18 protein-coding genes, 1 tRNA gene and 2 pseudogenes are annotated in these 22,371 nt (G+C 65.2%); 8 read left to right on the forward strand and 13 right to left on the reverse strand.

What is annotated here, in order from left to right; all coding sequences use genetic code 11:
- Window positions 1-84: 84 nt before the first annotated feature.
- Window positions 85-1,881, reverse strand: a complete 1,797-nt coding sequence (locus ACVWYQ_RS27835) for an adenylate/guanylate cyclase domain-containing protein (protein WP_456726576.1) — start codon at window positions 1,879-1,881, stop codon at window positions 85-87.
- A gap of 221 nt (window positions 1,882-2,102) precedes the next feature.
- Here ACVWYQ_RS27835 and ACVWYQ_RS27840 point away from each other — a divergent pair, with 221 nt between their 5' ends.
- Window positions 2,103-2,735, forward strand: coding sequence for a LysE family translocator (locus tag ACVWYQ_RS27840; RefSeq protein WP_271545699.1), 633 nt, complete (start codon window positions 2,103-2,105; stop codon window positions 2,733-2,735).
- Between the two features lie 5 nt (window positions 2,736-2,740).
- Here ACVWYQ_RS27840 and ACVWYQ_RS27845 read toward each other — a convergent pair whose 3' ends face one another.
- Window positions 2,741-3,493 (reverse strand): sulfite exporter TauE/SafE family protein, encoded by a 753-nt coding sequence (locus tag ACVWYQ_RS27845; RefSeq protein ID WP_271545697.1) that lies wholly within the window; start codon window positions 3,491-3,493, stop codon window positions 2,741-2,743.
- A 99-nt stretch (window positions 3,494-3,592) separates the two neighbouring features.
- On the opposite strand from ACVWYQ_RS27845, the gene ACVWYQ_RS27850 reads away from it, so the two are divergent.
- Window positions 3,593-4,483, forward strand: a complete 891-nt coding sequence (locus ACVWYQ_RS27850) for a LysR substrate-binding domain-containing protein (RefSeq protein ID WP_456726577.1) — start codon at window positions 3,593-3,595, stop codon at window positions 4,481-4,483.
- Between the two features lie 55 nt (window positions 4,484-4,538).
- On the opposite strand, the gene hisN is transcribed toward ACVWYQ_RS27850, so the two are convergent.
- Both hisN and ACVWYQ_RS27860 read right to left on the reverse strand, forming a co-directional pair.
- Complete coding sequence (gene hisN / locus ACVWYQ_RS27855) at window positions 4,539-5,321, reverse strand: histidinol-phosphatase (protein ID WP_271545692.1); 783 nt, start codon at window positions 5,319-5,321, stop codon at window positions 4,539-4,541.
- Between the two features lie 540 nt (window positions 5,322-5,861).
- Window positions 5,862-6,752: an N-formylglutamate amidohydrolase gene (locus ACVWYQ_RS27860; RefSeq protein WP_036021434.1), complete on the reverse strand. Its 891-nt coding sequence runs from the start codon at window positions 6,750-6,752 to the stop codon at window positions 5,862-5,864.
- 333 nt (window positions 6,753-7,085) lie between these two features.
- Between ACVWYQ_RS27860 and cpdR the strand changes: the two genes are divergently transcribed.
- From cpdR to ACVWYQ_RS27875, 3 genes and pseudogenes are all read left to right on the forward strand, one after another.
- A complete protein-coding gene (gene cpdR, locus ACVWYQ_RS27865) occupies window positions 7,086-7,445 on the forward strand; it encodes a cell cycle two-component system response regulator CpdR (protein WP_007597092.1) in 360 nt (119 codons plus the stop codon).
- 72 nt (window positions 7,446-7,517) lie between these two features.
- Window positions 7,518-7,592: transfer RNA gene (locus ACVWYQ_RS27870), tRNA-Val, on the forward strand.
- 58 nt (window positions 7,593-7,650) lie between these two features.
- Window positions 7,651-7,866, forward strand: a pseudogene (locus tag ACVWYQ_RS27875) (L-2-amino-thiazoline-4-carboxylic acid hydrolase); the annotation flags it as partial.
- A gap of 172 nt (window positions 7,867-8,038) precedes the next feature.
- On the opposite strand, the gene ACVWYQ_RS27880 reads toward ACVWYQ_RS27875, so the two are convergent.
- Window positions 8,039-8,512, reverse strand: coding sequence for an NUDIX hydrolase (locus ACVWYQ_RS27880; RefSeq protein ID WP_404545822.1), 474 nt, complete (start codon window positions 8,510-8,512; stop codon window positions 8,039-8,041).
- 80 nt (window positions 8,513-8,592) lie between these two features.
- Window positions 8,593-9,684, reverse strand: a complete 1,092-nt coding sequence (locus ACVWYQ_RS27885) for an enolase C-terminal domain-like protein (protein ID WP_404545824.1) — start codon at window positions 9,682-9,684, stop codon at window positions 8,593-8,595.
- A gap of 192 nt (window positions 9,685-9,876) precedes the next feature.
- On the opposite strand from ACVWYQ_RS27885, the pseudogene ACVWYQ_RS27890 reads away from it, so the two are divergent.
- Window positions 9,877-11,438: pseudogene (locus ACVWYQ_RS27890) on the forward strand (adenylate/guanylate cyclase domain-containing protein).
- Between the two features lie 195 nt (window positions 11,439-11,633).
- Here the strand turns inward: ACVWYQ_RS27890 and ACVWYQ_RS27895 are convergent.
- From ACVWYQ_RS27895 to ACVWYQ_RS27905, 3 genes are all read right to left on the reverse strand, one after another.
- Window positions 11,634-12,860 (reverse strand): ABC transporter substrate-binding protein, encoded by a 1,227-nt coding sequence (locus tag ACVWYQ_RS27895; RefSeq protein WP_271543080.1) that lies wholly within the window; start codon window positions 12,858-12,860, stop codon window positions 11,634-11,636.
- Window positions 12,861-13,345: 485 nt separating this feature from the next.
- Complete coding sequence (locus ACVWYQ_RS27900; protein ID WP_404545828.1) at window positions 13,346-14,272, reverse strand: alpha/beta hydrolase; 927 nt, start codon at window positions 14,270-14,272, stop codon at window positions 13,346-13,348.
- A 228-nt stretch (window positions 14,273-14,500) separates the two neighbouring features.
- Window positions 14,501-15,070: an alpha-ketoglutarate-dependent dioxygenase AlkB gene (locus ACVWYQ_RS27905; protein ID WP_157282815.1), complete on the reverse strand. Its 570-nt coding sequence runs from the start codon at window positions 15,068-15,070 to the stop codon at window positions 14,501-14,503.
- Between the two features lie 79 nt (window positions 15,071-15,149).
- Here ACVWYQ_RS27905 and ACVWYQ_RS27910 point away from each other — a divergent pair, with 79 nt between their 5' ends.
- Window positions 15,150-15,290 carry a hypothetical protein gene (locus ACVWYQ_RS27910; RefSeq protein WP_167361649.1) on the forward strand — a complete coding sequence of 47 codons (141 nt, stop codon included), beginning with the start codon at window positions 15,150-15,152 and terminating at the stop codon, window positions 15,288-15,290.
- On the opposite strand, the gene ACVWYQ_RS27915 is transcribed toward ACVWYQ_RS27910, so the two are convergent.
- The 3 genes from ACVWYQ_RS27915 to ACVWYQ_RS27925 are packed head-to-tail and all read right to left on the reverse strand — an operon-like array spanning window position 15,287 to window position 19,096.
- Entirely contained in the window at window positions 15,287-16,873 is a 1,587-nt protein-coding gene (locus tag ACVWYQ_RS27915; RefSeq protein WP_404545830.1) for an ATP-binding protein, read from the reverse strand. The genes ACVWYQ_RS27910 and ACVWYQ_RS27915 overlap by 4 nt on opposite strands.
- Window positions 16,870-17,574 (reverse strand): response regulator transcription factor, encoded by a 705-nt coding sequence (locus tag ACVWYQ_RS27920; RefSeq protein WP_109142397.1) that lies wholly within the window; start codon window positions 17,572-17,574, stop codon window positions 16,870-16,872. Before ACVWYQ_RS27920 ends, ACVWYQ_RS27915 begins: the two co-directional genes overlap by 4 nt.
- Window positions 17,575-17,593: 19 nt before the next feature.
- Window positions 17,594-19,096, reverse strand: coding sequence for a DUF4153 domain-containing protein (locus tag ACVWYQ_RS27925; RefSeq protein ID WP_404545832.1), 1,503 nt, complete (start codon window positions 19,094-19,096; stop codon window positions 17,594-17,596).
- Between the two features lie 191 nt (window positions 19,097-19,287).
- Here ACVWYQ_RS27925 and ACVWYQ_RS27930 point away from each other — a divergent pair, with 191 nt between their 5' ends.
- Window positions 19,288-20,631 carry a glycoside hydrolase family 3 N-terminal domain-containing protein gene (locus ACVWYQ_RS27930; RefSeq protein ID WP_404546434.1) on the forward strand — a complete coding sequence of 448 codons (1,344 nt, stop codon included), beginning with the start codon at window positions 19,288-19,290 and terminating at the stop codon, window positions 20,629-20,631.
- Here ACVWYQ_RS27930 and ACVWYQ_RS27935 read toward each other — a convergent pair.
- Window positions 20,628-22,250, reverse strand: a complete 1,623-nt coding sequence (locus tag ACVWYQ_RS27935; RefSeq protein ID WP_404545834.1) for an ABC transporter substrate-binding protein — start codon at window positions 22,248-22,250, stop codon at window positions 20,628-20,630. The genes ACVWYQ_RS27930 and ACVWYQ_RS27935 overlap by 4 nt on opposite strands.
- Window positions 22,251-22,371: the final 121 nt, after the last annotated feature.

Here is a 22,371-nt window from a genome sequence, read left to right on the forward strand (position 1 = left end):
GTGACGAGTGTGGCCCATTTCACTGTCGTGTCAACACGAGCAGGCGGTCGCACCGGAACCACGTCGGGCCTGCGGCCCTTTCGCTCAGGATTCGGCGGCCCGTCTCACGTCGCTCTGCACCAGCGTCAGCTTGCCGAGCGGTACGCCGGCCTTCAGCAGCCCCTCGCGATAATGGGCGATATCCTCGGGCCGCTTCCAGTGGAAGTTGCGCAAGTGCCTGTCGACGTTCAGCGTTGGATAATTTGCCATCAGCACGCTCACGGCTTCGCTGGCCTCGTCGCTTCGCCCGAGCTGCGCCAGCGCCGCGGCGCGGATCGCCAGCGCCTGCATGTGATTCGGGTTGATGTAGAGCTGCTCGCGCGCCCACGACAGGGTCGCGTCATATTGGCGCAACAAATAATGGCTGAACGCGTTCAGCGCCGCCCATTGGTAGCGCGGGTCGCTGTTGTCGCGCTGCGACGCCATCGAGAACAGCTCGATCGCCTCGCGATGCTCGCCGATCATGAAATGGCAGATGCCAAGCACGCCGCGCGCGCCATTGTCGTAAGGATTGAGCGCGACCGCGCGCTTGGCGGCGTCCATTGCCGCCTCGTGATGCCCCTCCAGCGAATGGGCCCAGGACAGGATCGAGAACGCGAAGGAGGAGCGCGGGTCGAGCCGCACGCTGGTCTCGGCGAGGTTCATCGCCTCGGCCCACATCTCGCGCGTGCCCTTGACCCAGCCGAACTGGATGCTCTGGATCTGGATCGTGGCGAGATAGGCATGCGCGATCGACAGCTTGGGATCGAGCCCGATGGCCTCGCGGAATAGGTCGACCGCGGCGGCCAGATCTTCCTTGGTTTGCCGATAGTAATGCGACAGCCCCTTGAGGAAGCGGTCCCAGGCGCTCACGTCGGTCGAGAGCCGCGCCGGCGCGGAGGCTTCGGCACGGACGATCTCGGTAGCGATGGCGGCGGACAAATTGGTGGTGATCTCGTCCTGCATCGCGAACAAATCGCCGATGTCGCGGTCGTAGCGGCCGGTCCAGAGCTGCTCGCCGGTCTCTGGCGCGATCAGCTCGGCGGTGACGCGGATCTTGGCGCCGGCGCGCCGCACCGAGCCCTGGATCAGATAGGTGGCGTCGATCTCGCGCGCGATCAGCCGGGTGCCCACATTCTTGCCCTTAAAGGCGAAGGTCGAGTTGCGGCTCAGCACCCGATAGAAGGATTGCAGCGATAGCGCGTGGATCAGGTCCTCGGTGAGGCCATCGGAGAAATATTCGTCCTGGGCGTCGCTGAGATTGGCAAAGGGCAGCACGCCGACGATCGCGGTGCGGTACTGCTGCGACAGCGCCGAGGCCTCACGAAGCTCGGGGGCAAGCGCCGGCGCGCCCTCCGGCGTCCAGGTAAAGACCCCGATCGCATCCTTGATGTTCTTGAAGCGATGGTTGCCGGCATCGGTCAGCGGCACGGTGAGATGCTTGCTCGCCTCCCGGTAGGCCTTGGCCGAGATCGCGAAGCCGCCGGGGCTCGCCACCGATTCCAGGCGGACGGCGATGTTGACGTCGTCGCCGAAGACCTCGTCCTCGTCGGCGATGACGTCGCCCATGTGGATGCCGAGCCGGAACTGCATGGCGCGGTCGGCCGGCAGATGGCGGTTGCGTTCGGCCATCAGCGTCTGCATCGCGATCGCCGCCTCGGTGGCGCCGACGATGGAGGCGAATTCCAGCAGGAAGCCGTCGCCGGTGTTCTTCACGACGCGGCCGCCGTGATTGAGGATGATCGGATGGATGGCGGCGCGATGGGCCTTGAAGGCGGCATGGGTGCCGGCCTCGTCGCTGCCCATCATGCGCGAATAGCCGGCGACATCGGCGCAGACGATGGCGGCCAGACGTCTTTCCATATCCTCAAAGCTCCAAGGGATCAGGTGACCGGCCACAGCGTGGCGGTTGCCGCGAATCCTGCATTTCAAGAACCCCGCCTTTATAGAGCAGATGCGCCGCAGCGGAAGCATGATCCGCATTGCAAATTCGAGGTAAATCCTGCGCAATCCCGGCAGTGGACGGGAACGGGCGAACCGACTAAGCGGAACCAGGACCGCCAGGACGGCAGCGGAGGACCTTCATGCTGGGCATTCACGAGATCGGGCTTTTCATCCTCTCGGGCGTGCTGCTCAACATCACGCCAGGGCCGGATTCGGTTTACGTGATCGGCCGCAGCATGCAGATGGGCTGGCGGGGCGGCGCCGCTGCCGCCTTGGGCATCAGTTGCGGCTGCTTCGTCCATGTCGCGGGCGCGGCGATCGGGCTTTCGGCTCTGCTGATGGCCTCGTCCACGGCCTTCTCGATCCTGAAGCTGGTCGGCGCGGCCTATCTCGTCGTGACCGGTCTCCAGATGCTGTGGTCGCGCCCGGCGCTGGCTGCAAGCATCGACGAGCCGGCGCGGAGCTCATTGCAGCGGGTCTTCCTCCAGGGCGTCTTCACCAACGCGCTCAATCCGAAGGTCGCGCTGTTCTTCCTGGCCTTTCTGCCGCAATTCGTCGCAGCCGATGCCCCGCACAAGCCGCTCGCCTTCCTGACGCTCGGCCTGATCTTCATCTTCACGGGGACACTGTGGTGCCTGGTGCTGGCGGCGTTCGCCGCCAGAGCCGCCTACCGGCTGCGGCAGTCCGAGGGCGCGATCGCCTGGGTCAACCGCGCTCTCGGCGGCCTCTTCGTCTATCTCGGCATCCGCGTCGCCATGCTGGAGACACGGTAGCTCGTTCAAGCGAATTCCGTCGCCAGCGCGCTGCCGGCCAGATACAGGCCGAGCAGGATCATCGCGATCAGGAACCAGCGGCGAAACGCCTCCGCCGGCATTCGCGCCCGCACCGATTGGCCGACGAACATGCCGGCGAAGGCCATGGCGAGGCCCACGGCGCCCGGCACGACATTGGCGGGCGTGAGCAGTCCGACCGCGGTCAGGTTGAAGGCGAGCGCCAGCGTCGCGGTGGTGAAAAACACCCCGAGCGCCTGCACCAGCTCGTCCTTTTCCATGCCGATCGCCTGCATGAACGGCATCGACGGAATCACCTGCACGCCTGTGGAGGCCGAGATCACGCCGGTGATGATGCCGACCACGCCGCCGACCCATTTCTCGTTCTCGGGCGCGACGCGGAACTGGAACTTGTTCAGGCCGATCACGGCGTAGACGACGAGCAGGGCGCCGAGCACGATCGTGCCGTAGCGCGCATGCGGCCCGGTCAGCGCGCCGGCGTTGAGCCAGCAGCCGACCACGGTGCCGATCATCAGCGGCCACAGCCGCCGCAGGATATCGCGCAGATAAGGACCAACGAAGGTCTGCCAGATGTTGGTGACGATGGCGGGAACGATGACGATGGCGATGGCGCGGCTCGGCGCCATGCTCACGGCGAGCAGGCCCATCGACACCGTCGGCAGGCCGAGCCCGACCACGCCCTTGACGAATCCGGCGAGCAGGAACACGGCGGCGATGAGGATGAGCAGCGGGTCGATCATGCCAGCACATTGACCGAAGCCGCGCGGGGGCACAATCTGGAGGTTACGGAGAGAGCCTTCGGCCTCAACGAAGGCTCAGGGAGCTCAGGGAGACATCGCATGCGCTTCGACCTGGTCGATCTCCAGCTCTTCATCGCGGTCGCCGACCAGCGAAGCATCACCCGCGGCGCGGAGCGATCACATCTCGCCCTGGCCTCGGCCAGCGCGCGTATCAAGGGGCTCGAGGATGCGCTCAGCGTCGCGCTGCTCAAGCGCGGGCGTCGCGGCGTCGAGTTGACCGCGGCCGGCGAGAGCCTGCTCGATCATGCCAGGCTCGTGATCCATCAGATCGACGCCATGCGCGGCGATCTCGCCGGCTTTGCCAGTGGCGTGCGCGCCAGCGTGCATTTCCTCGCCAACACGTCGGGCCTGTCGGAGCATCTGCCGAGGGCACTGGCCGGCTTCCTGCGCGAACATCGCGACGTCGCCATCGACATCGAGGAGCGCGAGAGCACCGACATCGCGGCGGCGATCACCGCCGGCGCTGCCGATCTCGGCTTCGCCGCCGAGCACGCCCTGCCTGAGCATATCGAGCGTTTCCGCTTCAGCGAGGACCGCCTGACGCTGGTGACGTCGAAACGCGGGCCGTTCGCCGGCCGCCGCCAGATCGACTTTCAGGAGGCAGGGACTTGCGACTTCGTCGGCCTGACCAGCGCCACCGCGCTCCAGATGCACATCTCGAAGCACGCCGCGCGGCTCGGCATGCGGCCGCATTTCCGCGCGCGCCTGCGCGACTTCGACGCGATCTGCCAGATGGTCGCGGCCGATGTCGGCGTGGCGCTGGTGCCCGAAGCCGCGGCCCGCCGCTGCGCCAGGACCATGCCGCTCGCCATGGTCCGCCTGCGCGATGCCTTCGCCAACCGCCGCCTCGTGATCTGCGCGCGCAGCTTCAAGGCGCTGCCAAGGCCGGCCAAGCTGCTGGTGGAGCATCTCAGGGCCGAGGCGGTGTGAGCTGGTTGTACGCTGGCGCGCGCGCTTGATCGGCTTCGTCGAGGCGTGAGAGTCGTTATTGGTTCAAAAGCTTCAACGCTGCCTCGTGCACCCGCGCGTCGCCGGCCGCGACGATGCGGCCGCCGCCCTGGGCCGGCTTGCCTTCCCAGGTGGTGACGACGCCGCCGGCGCCGGTCACGATCGGGATCAGCGCCGCGATGTCGTAGGGCTTCAGCTCGGTCTCGACCACGAGGTCGACGTGGCCCGCGGCAAGCATGCAATAGGAGTAGCAGTCGCCGCCATAGCGCGACAGCCGCGCGCTCTTCTCGATGCGGCCGAAGATGGCGCGGTCGCTCTCGTTCATCAGCAGGGGGCTGGTGGTGTAAGTCGTGGCCTCCGACAGCGAAGCGCAGCGGCGGACCTGGAGCCGGCGCTCGCCCGACGGCCCTTTATAATTGGCCGAACCGTTGTCGCCGGAAAAGCGCTCGCCGATGAAGGGCTGGTGCATCATGCCGAACACCGGCGTGCCCTTGTGCAACAGCGCGATCAGCGTGCCCCAGATTGGAAAGCCGCCGATGAAGGATTTGGTGCCATCGATGGGGTCGAGCACCCAGACGTAGTCGGCGTCCTCGCGCTCGTTGCCGAATTCCTCGCCGACGATGCCGTGCTGGGGGAAGTTGGCCTTGATCAGCCGCCGCATCACCGCCTCCGCGGCGCGGTCGGCCTCCGTCACGGGGTCGAAATCCTTGGTCTTGCTCTTGTCGTCGATCGACAGCGAGGTGCGGAAGAACGGCAGGATGGTTTCGCCGGAGGCGGTGGCGAGCCGACCGATGAAGGCGGAGAAGTCGATCACCGTCACAGGCGAAATCCTCGAAGCGAAGTTGGAGAGCTTGCCTCCTGCCTAGCTCAATTCGCCTGCCGCGTGCAGCGCTGTCTTGGCGTTGCGCCCTGGTATTTTGGATGCCGCGGCGGGCTGCCCCATTCCAGTCATCTGCTGGCCAAATATCGATCATGGAGTTGAAATCTTAGTTCCGACCTTGCCTTGTTCGTATGCAAATGACTATCAACCCATTGAATTTCCTTATCAAAGAAACTGAATCTGGGTTTCCATAGAAGCAACTGAGCCATGTGCGATTTGCATGGGAAACCGCGCAAAAGCCCTTGCACTTTGTGCGGCGCGGTCGCATATTGTTGCGGTGCGGTAGCGCCTCGCGTTACCGCTGCCCTCCTTGGGCGTTTCCTCCCTAGACTTGGGCCGCTTGCGTCATTCGCGAGCGGCCCTTTTTTCTGAGCCCCGCCGTTTTCATTTCGCGCGCGCAAGCTTGCGAAGCGAAAACGCAGTCGCGCGCAAAGCTTCTTCGTCTCAGAAGGCCTCGTCGTTTCGGAGAGAAGCTGCGTCCTATTCCGCCGCGGCCTGGAATGGGCCGAGATCGGCGAACGGAATCGTGGTCGCCAGCACGTCGGCGAGAACGCCGAAGTCGGAGGCCACTTGCGCAAAGCGAGCGCTGCGCTCGCGCCGCCGCTCGTCCATGTAGATCGCGCGGTTGAGCTCGAGCTGCACGGCGTGCAGGCCGCTCGCGGGATTGCCGTAATGCTCGGTGATGAAGCCGCCGGCATAGGGCTTGTTGCGGCCGATCGAATAGCCGAGCCCGCTCATGGTCTCCTCGACGCGATCGGGCAAGAGCGGCGTGCAGCTGGTGCCGTAGCGATCGCCGATCACGACGTCGGGCCGGCGCGGCTCGTCCCTGCTGACGCCGACCGACGGCATCGAGTGGCAGTCGACCAGCACCACCGTGCCGAACATCTGGTGCACCTTGTTGATCAGCCGGCGTAGCGCGCGATGGTAGGGCTTGTACAGCGTCTCGATCCGCCCCAGCGCATCGTCGACCAGGAGGCGGTCGCGGTAGATCTCCTGGCCGTCGCCGACCACGCGGGGAATGGTGCCGAGGCCGCCCGCGACGCGCATCGAGCGGGTGTTGGCGAAGCTCGGAAGCCGGCCGGTGAACATGCGCGGGTCGAGCTCATAGGGCTCGCGGTTGACGTCGACATAGGAGCGGGGAAAGTTGACACGCACCGTCGGAAAGCCGCGCGCGCTCAGATGGCCGATCAGCTCGTCCATGAACGAATCTTCCGACCGCCGCAGCGTGGGCAGGTCGATCCGCGACGCCGCCAGGAATTCCTCAGGATAGGTCGAGCCGGAATGTGGCGAGTTGAAGATGACGGGCGCGCGCCATTCGGCAGGCTCGAAGATCTCGAAGGCTGGCGACATGTCGCCGTCAAAGCGGGTCATCTTCTCAGGCTTCGTCCCTTCGTGCCGTCCGATCCGGACAAGCTCCGGGTCCAATGATTCGGCCGATCTCGCGGCTCTTATGTGTCGTCATTGTCCGGAATCGCAACCATTCTGCCAAGCGAAAAGATGTGATGGCCTCTTGGAACAGATCTTAACCGTGCGGCCAGCGGGAAGGGGACGCGCCGGTCCGGCTCGATTGATTCAGACCTCGTTCCGGTCCACAAAGAGCCGGCGGCGGGGCCGGCGCAGGGTTAAGATTTTCACCCCAAATTTACCCTCTGTCGGGCTTAGTGACCTCTGCTGATATCCTCTGGGGATTCGACGTTTCCTGCCATGCCAAAGATCCTGCTCGCCGAAGACGACAACGACATGCGCCGTTTCCTGGTCAAGGCGCTGGAAAACGCCGGTTTTCAGGTCTCGTCCCACGACAACGGCATGGCCGCCTATCAGCGGCTGCGGGAAGAGCCGTTCGAGATGCTGCTGACCGACATCGTCATGCCCGAAATGGACGGCATCGAACTCGCCCGCCGGGCCTCGGAACTCGACCCCGACATCAAGATCATGTTCATCACCGGCTTTGCTGCGGTTGCCCTGAACTCGGATTCGGACGCCCCCAAGAACGCCAAGGTGCTGTCCAAGCCCGTTCACTTGCGCGAATTGGTCAGCGAAGTGAACAAGATGCTGGCGGCCTAAATCGGCCCCGTTCCGTCCTTGCGCAGGGTCCCGTGAGCCGTTATAGGGACCCCACCGATGAAATGACCTCTAGGGCACGTAGCTCAGCGGGAGAGCACTACCTTGACATGGTAGGGGTCACAGGTTCGATCCCTGTCGTGCCCACCATCCTTCGCTCGCGATAGCAGAGTGAAGGATGCCGCGCCGAAGCGCAACGGGCGCGGCGGACGCGTTCGCCTTCGACGTGACGCGCTGCGCCTATGCCGAATTCTACAAGGCCCTCGGCGAGCCCGAACTCGGCTTCCTGCTGATCTGCACCGCGGACTTTGCCACCGCGGAAGGTTTTGGTCCCGACATCAGGCTCACGCGCACGCAGACTATCATGCAAGGCGCCTCCCATTGCGATTTCCGCTACAAGCGCGATGGAGGCGGATCACAGTGACGGCAACGATGCAGGCATGCTGTCGCCCCACATTCCGTCATTGCGAGCGCAGCGAAGCAATCCAGAGTCTTTCGGCGACGGGATTCTGGACTGCTTCGCGGAGCCTGTGATCGGCCGTGCGTTTCGCGCGGACCCGGTGGCTCGCAATCACGACATGGAGGCAGTGCGCGCCTCAGGATGACGGAACGTCGAGTTTGCTCCCGAGCAGCAAGTCCTTCAGCCCCGTCGGATAGAGCCTCGGCCCGCCCTCCAGGTCGAGATCGGCAAGGTCGAACCAGCGCGCGACGATTTGCTCTCCATTGTCCTCGCGGAAGTCGACGCGCTCCTGGCCGGCGAATGCGCCATCCAGAAACGCGATCTCCGCGATGAACATCACCTCGTGCCCGGTCGATGCCTCGTGCACAAAAATGTTCTCAATCACCAGCGGCTCGCCCACGATGCTGACGTCGATGCCGAGCTCTTCGTTGAATTCCCGCACCAAGGCCGCGCGCCAGCTCTCGCCGAACTCGATCTCGCCGCCGAGCGGGCGCACGCCCTTGATCCGCCCCGCATCGTCGCGCACCTCGGCCGCCAGCAGCCGCCCGCCGCGCCAGTGCAGGCCGATCGCGACGACGCGGATATGGGGATGGGGGCGCCATGTGGTCATGGCGGATCGTTAATCCGTGTCGCATGCTTTCGCAACGAGGGAGGAGATGGTGTGCTTGCAATGGCGAGATGAGAGACCCGTCACTCCACCAGATACTTCCTCACCGCCGCCTCGTCCCACGCGATCCCGTTGCCCGGCTCCTCGCTCGGCAGCGCAAAGCCGTCCTTGATCTGCAGCCGCGTTGCCAGCACCGCATCGGCCCAGTCGACATATTCGAGCCAATGCGCGGTCGGCGTCACGCAGAGCAGATGCGCGCTGACTTCCGAGAACAGGTGCGACGACATCTCGATGCCGGCAGCATGGGCGAGCGACGCGGCGCGGAGCCAGCCGGTGACGCCGCCGATGCGCTGGACATCAGGCATCACGTAGTCGCAGGCCTCCGCCGAGAGCGCGGCTTGCATGGAAAACGCGCTGTCGAAGTTCTCGCCGATCTGGACCGGCGTCTGCAGCGCGTCGGCAACGCGGGCGCAGCCGGCATGATCGTCGTGGCGGATCGGCTCTTCAATCCAGCTGAGGCCCTCGTCGTCGAGCATCTCACCGCGGCGGATCGCTTCGGTGACCGTCAGCGCCTGATTGTAGTCGCACATCAGCGTGACCTCGTCGCCGACGGCCTTGCGCACCGCGCGCACGACGGCGAGATCCTCCCGCGCATCGCTTCGGCCGACGCGGATCTTCGCGGCGTGAAACCCCTCGGCCAGCAGCTTGTGGGCTTCCTCCACCGCGGCGCCCGCCGGCATGATGCCGAGCCCTTTCGAATTGTAGGCGCGCACCGGCTTCGGCGCGCCGCCGAGCAGGCGGGCCAGCGGCAGGCCGCGCGTGCGCGCCAGCGCGTCCCATGCCGCCATGTCGATGCCGGATTGCGCCAGCCGCTGCAGGCCGGCGAGGCCCAGCAGCGTGAAACGCTGGCTCAGCTTGCGTTCGATCTCGAACGGCAGCAGCTCGTCGCCGGTGACGAGGTCCGACATTTCCGTGACCATCGCCGCCAGCGGCTTCAAGGCCGAGGGCGTGAGCGAGAACAGATAGGAATGGCCCACCGCGCCCTGATCGGTCTCGCAGTCGATCAGCACCAGCGGCGCCTTGGCGACCGCCCCGGTCGCGGTCTGGAGCGGCAGGTTCATCGGCACGATCACGGGGCGTGCGACAAAGCGCTTGATGCGGACGGTCTCGGTCATGGCTCTCTCCCGGCGGCGCGGATGCGGGTCGGCGCCGATCTTAAGCATCCGTGATCAAACGAAAAGCCGCTTGCTGCGACCACCATAAAATGGGGTTGCGCCGGCCGGCAATTCTTGGCTCTGTGCCGCCGCATGCTTTGTCTCGGATTCCGGAAGGATTTGCGACAAAATCGCACACAACGGAGCCACGACGTGAAACAAGCGATCTCCGAAGAACAGCGCAAGAGCGGCGTCCTCACGGGTGCTGCGATCGTCTTCCTCCTGCTCGCCCTGCCGGTCGCGGTGTGGCTGGACCTGACCGAGCTCAGCAAGACGGCGCTGCGGCGCCAGGCGATCGATCTCAATTCGGTGATCACGAGCGTGCGCAGCTATTACGCCTCCAACGTGGTCGGGCGCGTGCTCGCCAACCCCAATGGCAGCACCAAGGTCGTGCACAACTACGAATCCGTGCCTGGCGCGATCCCGATCCCCGCGACGCTGTCGCTGGAGCTCGGCCGGGTGATCGGCGCGCAGCAGGAGAACATCACCTACCGCTTCGTCTCGGACTTCCCGTTCCAGAACCGCGCCCCGCACCAGCTCGACAAGTTCGAGAAGGATGCGCTGGAGGCGCTGCGCAAGGATCCCGAGCAGAAGATCGTGGAGACCGAGACCTCGTTGTTCAACGACAAGGTTCGTCTCGTTGCCCCGTAACGATGGGCCCGGCCTGCGTCAGCTGCCACAACAGCCATCCCGAGAGCCCGAAGAAGGACTGGAAGGTCGGCGACGTCAGGGGCATCCAGGAGGTCATTATCGCTCAGCCGATCGCCGCCAACATCTTCTCGTTCAAGTTCCTGCTGGCCTATTTCGTGATCGCCGCCGGGAGCGGGCTGGCGTTCCTGTCGTTGCAGCGCCGTCAGGCGCGCCGCATCAAGAACATGAACAAGGAGCTCGAATCCGCCAACGACTTCCTGGCCTCGCTGTCGATGAAGATCTCGCGCTACATCCCGCCGCAGGTCTACAAGAGCATCTTCTCGGGCCAGAAGGACGTCACCATCCACACCGAGCGCAAGAAGCTCACCATCTTCTTCTCCGACATTCAGAATTTCACGGCGACCGCGGAACGGCTCCAGCCAGAGCAGCTGACACAGTTGCTCAACGAATATTTCACCGAGATGTCGGCCATCGCCCACGAATATGGCGGCACCATCGACAAGTTCATCGGCGATGCCATGCTGATCTTCTTCGGCGACCCCGAGACCAAGGGCGACCGCGCCGATGCACAGGCCTGCCTGCAGATGGCCTGGCGCATGCAGCAGCGGCTTGCCGAGCTGAACGCGAAGTGGCGCGCCTCCGGCATCGAGCAGCCGTTCCGCTCGCGCATGGGCATCAACTCGGGCTATTGCAATGTCGGCAATTTCGGCAGCGCCGACCGGATGGACTACACCATCATCGGTGCGGAGGCGAACCTCGCCGCGCGCCTGCAATCGATCGCCGAGCCCGGCGGCATCGTGCTGAGCTACGAGACCTTCGCCCTCGTTAGCGACATCGTCCGCGCCCATGCGCTCCCGGCGATCACGATGAAGGGCATACGCCGCGAGGTGATCCCCTATTCGGTCGACGCGCTGAACGACAAAGCTGCGGAGAACAGCGGCATCATCACCGAGCGCGCGCCGGGGCTCGAGCTCTATCTCGACCCCGCCGTGGTGAAATCAGGCGACGCCGCGCGCGTCCGCTCGCTCCTGGAGAACGCGCTGGCCTCACTGAAGCCGGCGTGAGGCAGGCACAATAGGTCGTCATGCCCGGGCTTGTCCTGGGCGTCCACGTTCTTGGTGCCGCGAAGAAATACGTGGATGGCCGGGACTAGCCCGGCCATGACGCCCTGGAAGCTTCGGTGCACCAACGGTCACGTGCTTGCTTCTTCTGCGGGAAAGGCCGGGGACGGGTAGCCCTGCAAAGGCACAGGTGGAGGCTCACCTTGCCGCGCCTTCCGTGAACGCCGTCTCGATCACGTCCCCGAACGGCTGCCACGACCGCCCGTCGAATTGCACGAGCCGCATCTGCCGGATCGGCAGGTAGCGATTGGGCGAGGTGTTCATCCTGATGTTGGGCAATGCGACCGAAGGCTGATAGTCCCGGAGCGAAGCTGCCTGGCGCATGATGTTGTCGCGCGAAAAATCGTCGCCGCATTGCTTCAGCACCTGCGTCAGCGCCTCGGCCGCGGCGTAGCCATAGACGGCCGCACTGTTGTTGGTGCTTTCGACCCGATGGTATTTGTCCATGAAAGCGAACCAGTCCTTCATGCCGGGATCGTCCTTCCAGGCCGGATCGCTCGGATCCTTCAAAAAGGCCGCCGAAATCACGCCGGCAGAGTTTTCCAGCCCCGCGGGCGCCATCGCGTTGGCGATCGAGGCGGAGGCATCGTTGACGATGAAGACCGGACGCCAATTCAGGGACGCTGCCAGCTTGATCACCTTGGATGCGGTCGAGGGCACGCCGAGGAAGACGAAGATATCGGCGCCGGCGCGCTTGAGGATCGAGACATGCCCGTCGAGATGCTCGTCGGCCAGATCGAAGGCGATGTCGACGAGGACGTGACGGTTGAGATCGCCGAGGCCCTCCTGGATGCCCTTGTAGAGCATGCGCCCGAACTGGTCGTTCTGCCAGAGCACGACGATCTTCTTCCTGGGGTAAGAGGCCTGGATGTAGTTGGCGTAGATGCGCCCTTCCGACCGGAACGACGGCTGCCAGCCCATGGTCCAGGGAAACGCGCTCGGCTGGCTCAGCTCCTCGTCGCCGGAGGCGACGAACAGTTGCGGGATCTTCTTCTCGTTCAGGTACGAGCGCGTGACGAGATTACCGGGCGTGCCGAACGAGCCGAACATCAGGTGCACGCCGTCCTTCTCGACCAGCTTGCGCGTCAGCTCCAGCGCGGTTGCCGGATCGGAATTGTCGTCGCGGGTGATGAAGCGGATCTTGCGGCCGTTGATGCCGCCGCGCGCGTTGACCATGTCGAAATAGGCCGCTTCCGCCTGGCCGATCGCGCCGAACTCCGACAGCGGCCCCGAATACGGCATGACATTGCCGATGCGGATTTCCTCATGGCTTGCGGGTTGATCCGCGTGCTGCTGCAGCGACATCGCGCCCAGCGATGCGACGGCAATCACGGAAACGAACAGCATCCTGCCGATGAAGCGCATGTTCGACGCCTTGTGGTTGGCCCCCAACGAGGTCGGCTCAATCCCCACCAAGGCCGATTGATCTAGGTCAAGCGTTTGGCAATCGTGTGGCTGTCGCGCTTCGATGCGACGCATGGGCCGGAAGCGAAATGGCAGGCGTGTTGACGCGCTGCTTTGATTTCTGATCGAGAGTGTGTGTCGTGTGGCAACCTGCTCTTACCCTCCCCTGGAGGGGTCCGGGACGAGCGTAGCTCGCCCGTGGTCGATCGCGCGTAGCGCGAGCGGGGTGGGGTGATCTCTCGACCCGGGCAGTGTGCGACGCTGATAGACCGTCACCCCACCCCGTCTCACATTGCGCTTCGCTTCATGTGAGCCGACCCTCCCCCTCCAGGGGCCTGGAGGGGGAGGGTACCGACCGCCCACGACGCGAGAAGTGTGCTCCTGCGGCGGAGGGCGGGGGATTGGCCCAGCAAACGGTCAGAGTAGAAACCGCGCTACCGCAACCCCTACGGCAATCCCCGCGCCTCCAACTGCCGCACCAGCAGCAGCGTCGGCTCCGCGAGGCTGTCGCCGGAGCCGTCGAGGCCGAAGGCGTTCGCGATGCCGTCGCGGCTGCGCAGCAGCGTGCTGCGCGGGCAATGGCCGGCGCCGCACAGCGTCTTCTTCAGCGTCTCGCCCTGCGCCACGAGGCCGGCGGAATCGTCCGCGGCCCAGGCCAGCACGATCGGCACGTCGACATTGAGGATACCGGGGAATACCGAGCGCTTGTCGTACTGGGTGGCATCACCGCCGAGATAGGCCTTCTCGCTGTCGCTTGCGTCCTTGCCGACGCGGTAGATCCCGGACACCAGCACCACGCCCGCGACGTCGGCACCGGCGGTCTGCAGCTCGGGATGCGCCAGCATGGTCGCGACGTGGAAGGCGCCGGCGCCGTAGCCGACCGCGACGATCTCGCGGGCATCGCCGTTGAAGAGGTCGATATTGCCATGAACCCAGGACAGCGCCGCGGCCACATCGGCCGCGCCGGCCGGCCAGGTCGCCGCGGGCGCCAGGCGATAATTGACGCGGACCCCGATCATGCCATTGCGCGCAGCAAAGCACATCGCCTGGTCCTGGATCTGGCGCGACAGCTCCGGCGCTCCGCGGTCGCCGGTGAAGGTATCCCCCGTCACGAACAGCAGCACCGGCCGCGGCGTGTCGGCCTTGGTCGCGCTAGTCGCGACATCGAGCACATTGGCCTCGCTCTCGCCATAGCGCAGGCCGCGCGAGAAGGTGACCTGCTCGCACAGCCGCGCGGTGCCGCCGGCGGTGGTGTCGGAATCGGTGAGGCCTGCTCGCACGAGATCGGAGGGCGGCAGCCGGCCCGGCACGGGTCCGTGTGCGGAGGCCGCAGTCATGGTCAGAAACAGGAAAAATGTCAGACAATTCTTCATGGGCGTGGCGGCCTTGCGGGGCTCATCTTGGCTCGCTGATCTGGCCAGAATTCGCCTCATTAGTCAGCCGGTCTTGAGGCGAATTCGCGGCACCTTGGCGGGCAGGTCGCGCCGCCGCCGCTTTATCCCGATCCGTCATGCGGTTGTCCAGCCCAGCCGAGGCTCGCGCCGGCAACGGCTCGCTACTGTGCATGGGGTTGTTTTCGCGGTTTTGTTTTGGATGGTCCGTCAGGCCCGCTTCATCGTCCGGAAGGTGATGGAATAGCGCCGCGCCGCGACCGGGGGGATGCTGTGCTCCCACTGCGACCGCGCCTCGCCGTCCATCATGTAGAGCGAGCGCGGCAGGGCGGTGAGCGTATGGCGCTCCCACTTGGCGCCGTTGCGGCGGCGGAAGCGGAAGTTGCACGGCGAGCCCAGCGACAGGCCGAGAACCTTGTCGAAATGCGGCTTGTCGCGATGCCAGCCGATGCCGACGCCGACCTCGTATTCAGTGCACAGCACCTGCCGGACGCTGCCCTCCGGCAGCGCCGCCCAGGCCTCGGCCTGCCGCGCGACGGGCCGGACCCAGTCCGGGATCGGATCGGCCTCGGCCAGACGCTGCAGCGTGTAGTCGTAGCGATAGCCGAACGACGCCACCCGGCGGTTGCCCTCGAACGCGCCGAACTGAAAGCGCTGGAGCGGCAATGCTGCGATGCGGCCGATCAGATCCTGCTCGGCGGCGTGATCGATAAAGTCGTCCGTGGTGCGAAGGCCGGCCGGGCCTTCCTGCGGGTCGGCGAACAAACCTAGCTGCGTCATGCCTCGCATTTCCGTGATGGAACCTCTTTGCGGCTGATGCGACTTATCTATGACGCGGGAAGAAACGTGCGAGGCTGTCATGGCAGAGAAGCATACCGCCGATCCGGTTGAGATCATGCGGGCGACCGGTCATCCTGAGTTGGAATACGCCGCCGGTTGGACCATCGCCGGTCTCGCCACCATCGGCACCATCGTCGCCGTCTGGGTCTTTGCGATCTAGGCAACCGGAAACTGGAGCTCGAAGGCTGCGCCCTCGTCGGTCGGCTTAAGCCTGATCGAGCCGCCATGGCTCGCCATCACCGCGCGCGCGATCGCCAGCCCCATCCCGGTGCCGCCCTGGTCGCGGCGGGTGGTGAAGAACGCATCGAAGATCCTGTCGCGGTTCGGCGCCGAGATCGGCTCGCCGTCATTGCTGACCGTCACAAGCACGGTCGTCCGTGCGTCGACCGCCTCCAGCCTGATCGTCCCGGCCTTGTGCCGCACCGCATTGTCGGCGATGTGCGACAGCACGATCAGCGCCTTCTCCGAGGACATTCCGATCGCCCGGTCGAGGCTGCCGCTGGCCTCGATCGAGCTTGCCGGAAACCGCCTCCTGAGATCGGCGATCACGGGCGCCAGCTCGGTGCGCTCGTTCTGCGGCAGGCTCTCGGCGCGGGCGAGCTCCCGCAGCCGCTGCGCCATCGCCTCCAGCCGCTGGGTATCAGACAGGATGTTGGCGATGAAGGTATTCTGCTCGGCCGGCGTCAGGCCCTCGGCCTTGCCTTGCACCGAATCCTGCAACAGCTCGGCTGCGCCCTTGATCGAGGTCAGCGGCGATTTCAGCTCGTGGGTCAGATGGGCCGAGAAGGTTGCGATATAGTCGGAGCGCCGCGCCAGCTGCTCGGCCATGCCGAGAAAGCTGTGCGAGAGCTGGGCGAACTCGCGCGTGCCGTAATGCTTCAGCGGCTGGAACGCCTCCCGGTCGCCGCGGCCGATTCGGGCGGCGCGGTCGATCAGCTCGCGCATCGGCAGCGTGATGGTGCGCGAGAACACGAGGCCGATCGCGATGGTGCCGAGGATCACGGCGAGTCCCGCCAGCACGAACTTGGCGCGTTCCTGATAGAGATGGTCGAAAATGTTGCTCGGCGTCCGCGTCGTGTAGATCACCCCGGCGACGTGGTTGTTGACGATGACGGGCATCGCCGAGAACACGTGCACGCCGAGGCCGCGGCTGAAGGAATAGATCGGCGGCGGCGGCTTGTCCGGCACGCGGTTGCGTAAAGTCGCGCGGTATTGCCCTTGCAGAGCCTCCGCGACTTCCTCGATATGGGCGAGCGACTGCCCGACCTCCTGCCGCCCGGCAATCACCACGCCTTGCGGATCGAGGATGCGAAAGCCGGCCAATGTCACCTTCTGGGTCTCGCGGATGATCGGCGTCAGCCTGGCCCCGATCTCGACATAGGCTGCTTGCGCCTGCCTGGCCGCGGGCAATGCGTCGGGCCGCCGCCGCAACAGGTCGTTCGCGGTGAGGTCGAGCGCGGGGCGGATCGGTGTTACCTGGTCGCCGGGATCGGGCAGCACGCCCGGCGGCACCTCGGCGCCGAGCACGAGGCCGCTGTCGAGCCGGGCCGCGACCTCCTGCGCATAGATCGTCGCCAGCACGCGGCTCTGTGCGATCAGCTCGGCCTGGGTCTGGCGGATCAGCTGGTTGTCGTAGAGACGGAAGAAGAACAGGCCGACCAGCGGCAATATGCCGACCGTCGCCAGCACCGTGAAGATCACGAGGGTGAGCGACGGCCGCCATTTGTCGGGCGCAGCGCTCATGCCTCTTTCTCGCAGCGGCCGAGCTTGAAGCCGACGCCGTGGATGGTCTCGATCACGTTGTCGCAAGCAAGCGCCGCGAGCTTGGCGCGGATGTTGCGGATATGGCTGTCGATGGTGCGGTCGGAGACCTGGATGTTGAGCTGGTAGGCCGCGCGCATCAGCTGCTCGCGGTTGAACACCGATGTCGGCCGGGACAGGAACGCGCGCAGGATGCCGAACTCGATCGCGGTCAGCTTCAGCGGCGTGCCGGCAAAGGACGCGACATGCTGTTCGGGATCGATCAGCAGCCCGCCTTGCGTCAGCGCGGTGGGCCCGGCCTTGGCTTCTCCGTTGCGCGGGCTGAGGCGGCGCAGGATGACATTGACCCGCGCCACCAGCTCGCGCGGGCTGAACGGCTTCGTGACGTAGTCGTCGCCGCCGATCTCAAGGCCCAGGATACGGTCGATCTCCTCGTCGCGCGCCGACAGGAACAGGATCGGCACGTCGGAGCCTTTGCGAATCTCGCGGCAGACGTCGAGGCCGTCGAACTCGGGCATGCCGATGTCCAGCACGATGAGATCGGGCCTGTCGGCGGCAAAGCGGAGAAGCGCCTCCTTGCCGTCGCGGGCCTCGATCACGTCCATGCCGGCCTTCTTCAGGGCGACGCGGATGACCTCGCGGATGTGGCCTTCGTCGTCGACGATGAGAATGCGATGCGCCAAGAAACTCTCCGTGTCCTCGTCAGCTCGCCGGCTGGTTGCCGGCCTGAGCTCTTGCCTGGGCGCCCAGCCTGCGCTGGAGCCGCCAGTCGCGAAAGCTCCAGCTTCGCCAGGCCAGATCCTGACGCAGCTGTTCTACAAGGCGGTCGCGGCGGGGCACAAGGCAGCCCTCCCTGGCGGCGGGCCGCAGCGCGAACGCCTTGTCGATGGCGGGCACCGCCTGCGGTCCGAGCGTCATGAGATAATCGATGTCGATGTGCACGCCTTTTCCCGACACTTCCCGGCTATGGGTGACATTGTAGTCGGCGATGAAGGCGTCGAAGTTCACGAGGGAGCAGCCGTAGAGCACGATCGTCAACGCGGCGAGATTGGCGCCGATCAGCCATTGGTTGGACCTGTCGAGCACGATGCGCGCGACGATCAGGATCAGGCCGAGCGCCACCAGCCCCATCCAGATGAAGGCCGCGATGCGCCAATAGGTCAGCATGTAGATGTCGACATAGAGATCGAGCCGGCGGATGGACGAGCCGACCAGAAGCACGTTCTGTCCTACCCAGAGATAGACCAGCGGCCGGATCACTCTCGACTTTTCGGCTGGCCCGCCCCGGCGCATCGCCACCAGTACGAAAGCGGCCGCAAGCAGCGCGGTTGCGATCAGCGGATATGCGCCGCGATGGGCATAGGCCGCGTAGGTCAAACTGTCGGGCAGCGCCACGTGACCCCAGAGATAAATGCCGTCGAGAATCGATTGCGCCGCAAACAGCAGGTTGAACAGGATCAGCGAGCGCAGGACGATGGAGGGGCCGAGAAATTCCGCCGAGACCATAGGCGACAGCGGCAGTGGCACCGGGCCTTCGGCCACGGGGGCGATGTCTATCGTCTTGCGCCGCCAGCTCACATGGATGAACGGCCAGACCAGAGCCAGCATCAAGGTCCAGAACAGGACGCGCCACATGTTGGTATGGTCGAACATGACCTTGGGATTGAGCAGCGACACCCATTGCTCGATCACCGGATTGGCGGCGGCGAACAGGGCGATGAAGACGGTGCCGAGCGCCGCGGGCATCAGCCAGAGCGCGATGCCACGTGCGAAGGCCGACAGGTTGAACATCTGGGGCGCTTCGAGGAAGAACCTGAAGGGACCGAGCAGGAGGAAATTGCGCAGCGCGCGGGCGCGGTCGGTGAGCCCGGTCGTATCGGGATTGGTCGCAAGCAACAGCGCAATCGTCAGCGACGCGACGAGGATCAGGAAGGACAGCGTGTTGAGCTCTTCCATGGCCGGCACAAGGCCGAGCACAAGGATCGCGCCGCTGATCATCGCCCGCCGCCAGTCCAGGGTCGCGTGATTGAACAGCACCGACACGCAGGCGGTCGCGACCGCAAACAGCGTCAGCGACAGCCCGATCCGCTGACCGTAGAACAGCCAGTCGGCGAGCCCAGCCAGCAGCAGCGCCACTGCGAGCTTGGCCGACAGCGCAGAAGGCCTGATCGGTTGGATGTCCGTCGTCGAAGCCAGGCTCGTCATGTCCAGAGAGTCTCCGTGAATGGTGGTGGCATCACGAATTCTGAACGGCACTTGTGCAGACGGCGGGATCATCGTCTGCACGGCTTCAGGAGTTTTTTGCAGTTTTCGTGCAGGCGCGCTTTTGCCTCTCGCGCAGCGTGATTCGCTTTGCTAGGTGCGAAACATTCATCGCCCATCGCACCTGGTGCATCATGCAATTGCTCAACCGCATCGGTCTCGTCCTGCTCTGGCTCGCCGCGCCGCTCGCTGCATTTGTCGCCGCGAACAAGAACGATCCCTATCTGCTCGTGCTGCGTGGCGCCGGAAACATCTCCCTTGTCGTCGCAAGCATCGCAATCGTCGCTCTTTTGCTGTGGGGAGGTCGCTGGCGCACCATCGCCGGCAAGGCGCTCGTCGTGCTCTGGTGCCTGCCGCCGCTCTTGATGTCGGCTGCGCATCTGAAGTTCGAGCTGCGCAAGCACGACGTTCTCAACGCCAGCGCCGTCGAGGCGCGGCAGCTCGGGCCGCACTTCATGGTCGGCTATTCCTCCTTTCCCGAGGTTGCGCGTCTCGCCGAGCAGGGCCTGATCGGCGGCGTCTATGTTACCCGGCACAATATCCGCGGCCGCGCCATCGAGACGTTGCGGGCGGAGATCGCGGCGCTGCAGGATCTCAGGCGCGCAGCCGGCCTGCCGTCACTGATCGTCGCCGCCGATCAGGAAGGCGGCATCGTCGGGCATCTTGCGCCGCCGCTGACGAAGGTGCCGGCGCTGGCAACGCTGACGGGGCTGGCTTCCGATGAGCAGCAGGCCAAGGCCGAGGAGTTCGGCCGCATCCACGGCCGCGAGCTCGCCCACGTCGGCGTCAACCTCAATCTCGCCCCGGTGCTCGACCTCAAGCCGCCGGCGCGGCGCAACCGTCTCGATTTCCACACGCTGATCGGCAAGCGCGCGATAGCGAGCGATCCCGCCGTCGTCAGCACCATCGCGAGCGCGTATGTGCGCGGGCTGGAAGAGACGGGCGTCGGCGCCACGCTCAAGCATTTTCCCGGCATTGGCCGCGTGCGCGCCGACACGCATCATTTCAGCGCCAATCTCGACACGCCGGTGAAGGAGCTGGAGGCAACCGACTGGCTCCCGTTCCGCGAGGTGCTGTCGCGTTCGCGCAGCGCCCTCATGGTCGGCCACGTCACGCTCACAGCCGTCGATCCCGATCGCGCCGCCTCGCATTCGAAGCGCGTCGTCGAGGGGATCATTCGTGGGACGTGGGGTTACCAGGGCGTGGTGATGACCGACGACCTCATCATGGGCGCGATCTACCAGAACGACGTCTGCAAGGCCGCGGTCGAGGCGATCAATGCCGGCGTCGATCTGCTGCTGGTCGCCTATGACGGCGCGCAGTTCTACCGTGTCTTTGCCTGCGCCTTGGAAGGATCGCGACAGGGTAGGCTCGACGCGGCGATGCTGCATGCGAGCGCCGCGCGCCTGGAGCGCGGCTTTTCGACCATGCAGGCAGGAGCTGCCTCACGCGCCATCAGCGTCGCCCGGCAGAACTAGCCCTTCGCAAACTGGCGGTAGTCCGGTTCACGGTGAAACCAGAATTCGTAGCCGGAGACGCTCTTTTGCATGGCAACGTCGTGGATCGGCTGGTTGAGCGGAACCACGGGGACGTCGCGCATACAGAGCGCGATGAAATCCTTCACGGTCTTGTCGTACTCGGCGGCATCGGTGGTGAAGCGCGCTTTGTCGATCAGGGCGTCCATCTCCTTGTTCTTGTACGAGGAGATGTTGAAGATCGAGTTGTTGCCGTGGAAATTCCAGTAGAAGTAATATTCGGGATAATCAAGCCAGCCGCTGAAGCGGTTGAGCGCGAGCGGCAGCTCTTTCTTGTTCAGCGTCGTACGCCAGTTCGCGCCGGGAATCTTTTCGATTCCCGCCTTGATGCCGATCTTGGCGAGATTCTCCTGGATCAGGATCGCGGTCGGCTCGCCGACGGTGGCGGTACCGGTGTCGAGCGACAACGTCGTCTCCAGGCCGGATTCGAAGCCCGCTTCCTTCAGGAGCGCCTTGGCCTTGTCGAGATCGGTGACGTAAGGAAACGGCTGCGGCCACACCGGCTTTGAGACTTCGGCGGCGCCGCCATACATGGGAACGGCGCGGCCGAAGAAGGCGCTGGTCTGGATCTGCTCGTAGGGCATGGCCCACGCGATGGCCTGACGGAGCCTGACATTGTCGAATGGCGGCTTCGCGGTGTTCAGCGCGACGTACCACAGCGCGTTCGGGATCGGCACGCCCGAGACCTTGACCTTGCCCTCCCTGATGATCTGCTCGAAATCGCGTGGTGCAAAGCCGCTGGAGATATCCGCATCGCCCCGCTCCAGCATGGCACGGCGCGTGCCGGCGGAGGGAACGTCGCGGGCGATCACGCGCTTCACTTTCGGCAGCGGCCCGCTCTTCCAGTCGTCGAAGCGCGTCAGCACGGTCTCGCTGCCCGGCTTCCAGCTCTCGATCTTGTAGGCGCCGCCGCCGGCCTCGTTGTTCTTCAGCCAGGCCAGCGCCCACGGGTCTTCCGGCGTCGCGTTCTTCCTGGCGAGCTCGGAATTGATGATGAAGGGCACGACGACGGCGACGTTGAACAGCAGCATCTTGTCCTTGCGGACATAGTCGATACGGAAAGTGTGGTCGTCGACCACCACGAACTGCTCCGGCTTCTCCAGCGATCCCGCCGACATCTGGAAGGTCGGAAACCCGCCGACCTTCACGGCGCGGTCAAACGACCATTTGACGTCCTTGGCGGTCACAGGCGTGCCGTCGTGGAATTTGGCGTCCCTGCGAAGCTTGAAGGTGCAGGACATGCCGTCGGCGGCGACCTCCCAGCTCTCGGCGAGCTCGGGCGCGAGCTTCTCGCGGTCATACGACAACGTGCCGTCCGGCAGTGTCTTGGAGGCGTAGGTGAGCAGGCGGTCGTAACAGTTCCAGGACAGGCCATTCACGGTCTGGTTGGAGCCGACGCCCTGCATGTCCAGCGAGTTCGGCCCGAGCTCCTGCACCACCAGCAACGTCTCGCTGCGGCCCTGCGCCCGGGCGAGACGTGGAGCAAAGGCTGCCATACCGGCGACACCGAGGCCGCCGAGCACGACGCTGCGGCGGTTCAAATCGAGGGGTGAAATGCTCAAGGGTGCCTCCCGTTCCGGAATTGTCCGGCATCGAGAGGCAAGCTGTATGCCACAGCCAGGAAGCACCAAGCCGCCCCGCGAACGCGAGGCGGCGTGGGTTGATAGGTGTTGCGCGTCGGCG

The organism is Bradyrhizobium sp. USDA 3397, assembly GCF_054060965.1.

Excerpts from the sequence above, each read along its gene's own strand:
- ACVWYQ_RS27915 (WP_404545830.1), bottom strand. The coding sequence starts at position 16,873 with ATGAGCGCTGCGCCCGACAAATGGCGGCCGTCGCTCACCCTCGTGATC.
- ACVWYQ_RS27925 (WP_404545832.1), bottom strand. The coding sequence starts at position 19,096 with ATGACGAGCCTGGCTTCGACGACGGACATCCAACCGATCAGGCCTTCT.
- ACVWYQ_RS27930 (WP_404546434.1), top strand. The coding sequence starts at position 19,288 with ATGCAATTGCTCAACCGCATCGGTCTCGTCCTGCTCTGGCTCGCCGCG.
- cpdR (WP_007597092.1), top strand. The coding sequence starts at position 7,086 with ATGCCAAAGATCCTGCTCGCCGAAGACGACAACGACATGCGCCGTTTC.
- ACVWYQ_RS27910 (WP_167361649.1), top strand. The coding sequence starts at position 15,150 with ATGGCAGAGAAGCATACCGCCGATCCGGTTGAGATCATGCGGGCGACC.
- ACVWYQ_RS27880 (WP_404545822.1), bottom strand. The coding sequence starts at position 8,512 with ATGACCACATGGCGCCCCCATCCCCATATCCGCGTCGTCGCGATCGGC.
- ACVWYQ_RS27900 (WP_404545828.1), bottom strand. The coding sequence starts at position 14,272 with ATGAAGAATTGTCTGACATTTTTCCTGTTTCTGACCATGACTGCGGCC.
- ACVWYQ_RS27845 (WP_271545697.1), bottom strand. The coding sequence starts at position 3,493 with ATGATCGACCCGCTGCTCATCCTCATCGCCGCCGTGTTCCTGCTCGCC.
- ACVWYQ_RS27850 (WP_456726577.1), top strand. The coding sequence starts at position 3,593 with ATGCGCTTCGACCTGGTCGATCTCCAGCTCTTCATCGCGGTCGCCGAC.
- ACVWYQ_RS27905 (WP_157282815.1), bottom strand. The coding sequence starts at position 15,070 with ATGACGCAGCTAGGTTTGTTCGCCGACCCGCAGGAAGGCCCGGCCGGC.
- ACVWYQ_RS27840 (WP_271545699.1), top strand. The coding sequence starts at position 2,103 with ATGCTGGGCATTCACGAGATCGGGCTTTTCATCCTCTCGGGCGTGCTG.
- ACVWYQ_RS27885 (WP_404545824.1), bottom strand. The coding sequence starts at position 9,684 with ATGACCGAGACCGTCCGCATCAAGCGCTTTGTCGCACGCCCCGTGATC.
- ACVWYQ_RS27860 (WP_036021434.1), bottom strand. The coding sequence starts at position 6,752 with ATGACCCGCTTTGACGGCGACATGTCGCCAGCCTTCGAGATCTTCGAG.
- ACVWYQ_RS27835 (WP_456726576.1), bottom strand. The coding sequence starts at position 1,881 with ATGGAAAGACGTCTGGCCGCCATCGTCTGCGCCGATGTCGCCGGCTAT.
- ACVWYQ_RS27895 (WP_271543080.1), bottom strand. The coding sequence starts at position 12,860 with ATGCGCTTCATCGGCAGGATGCTGTTCGTTTCCGTGATTGCCGTCGCA.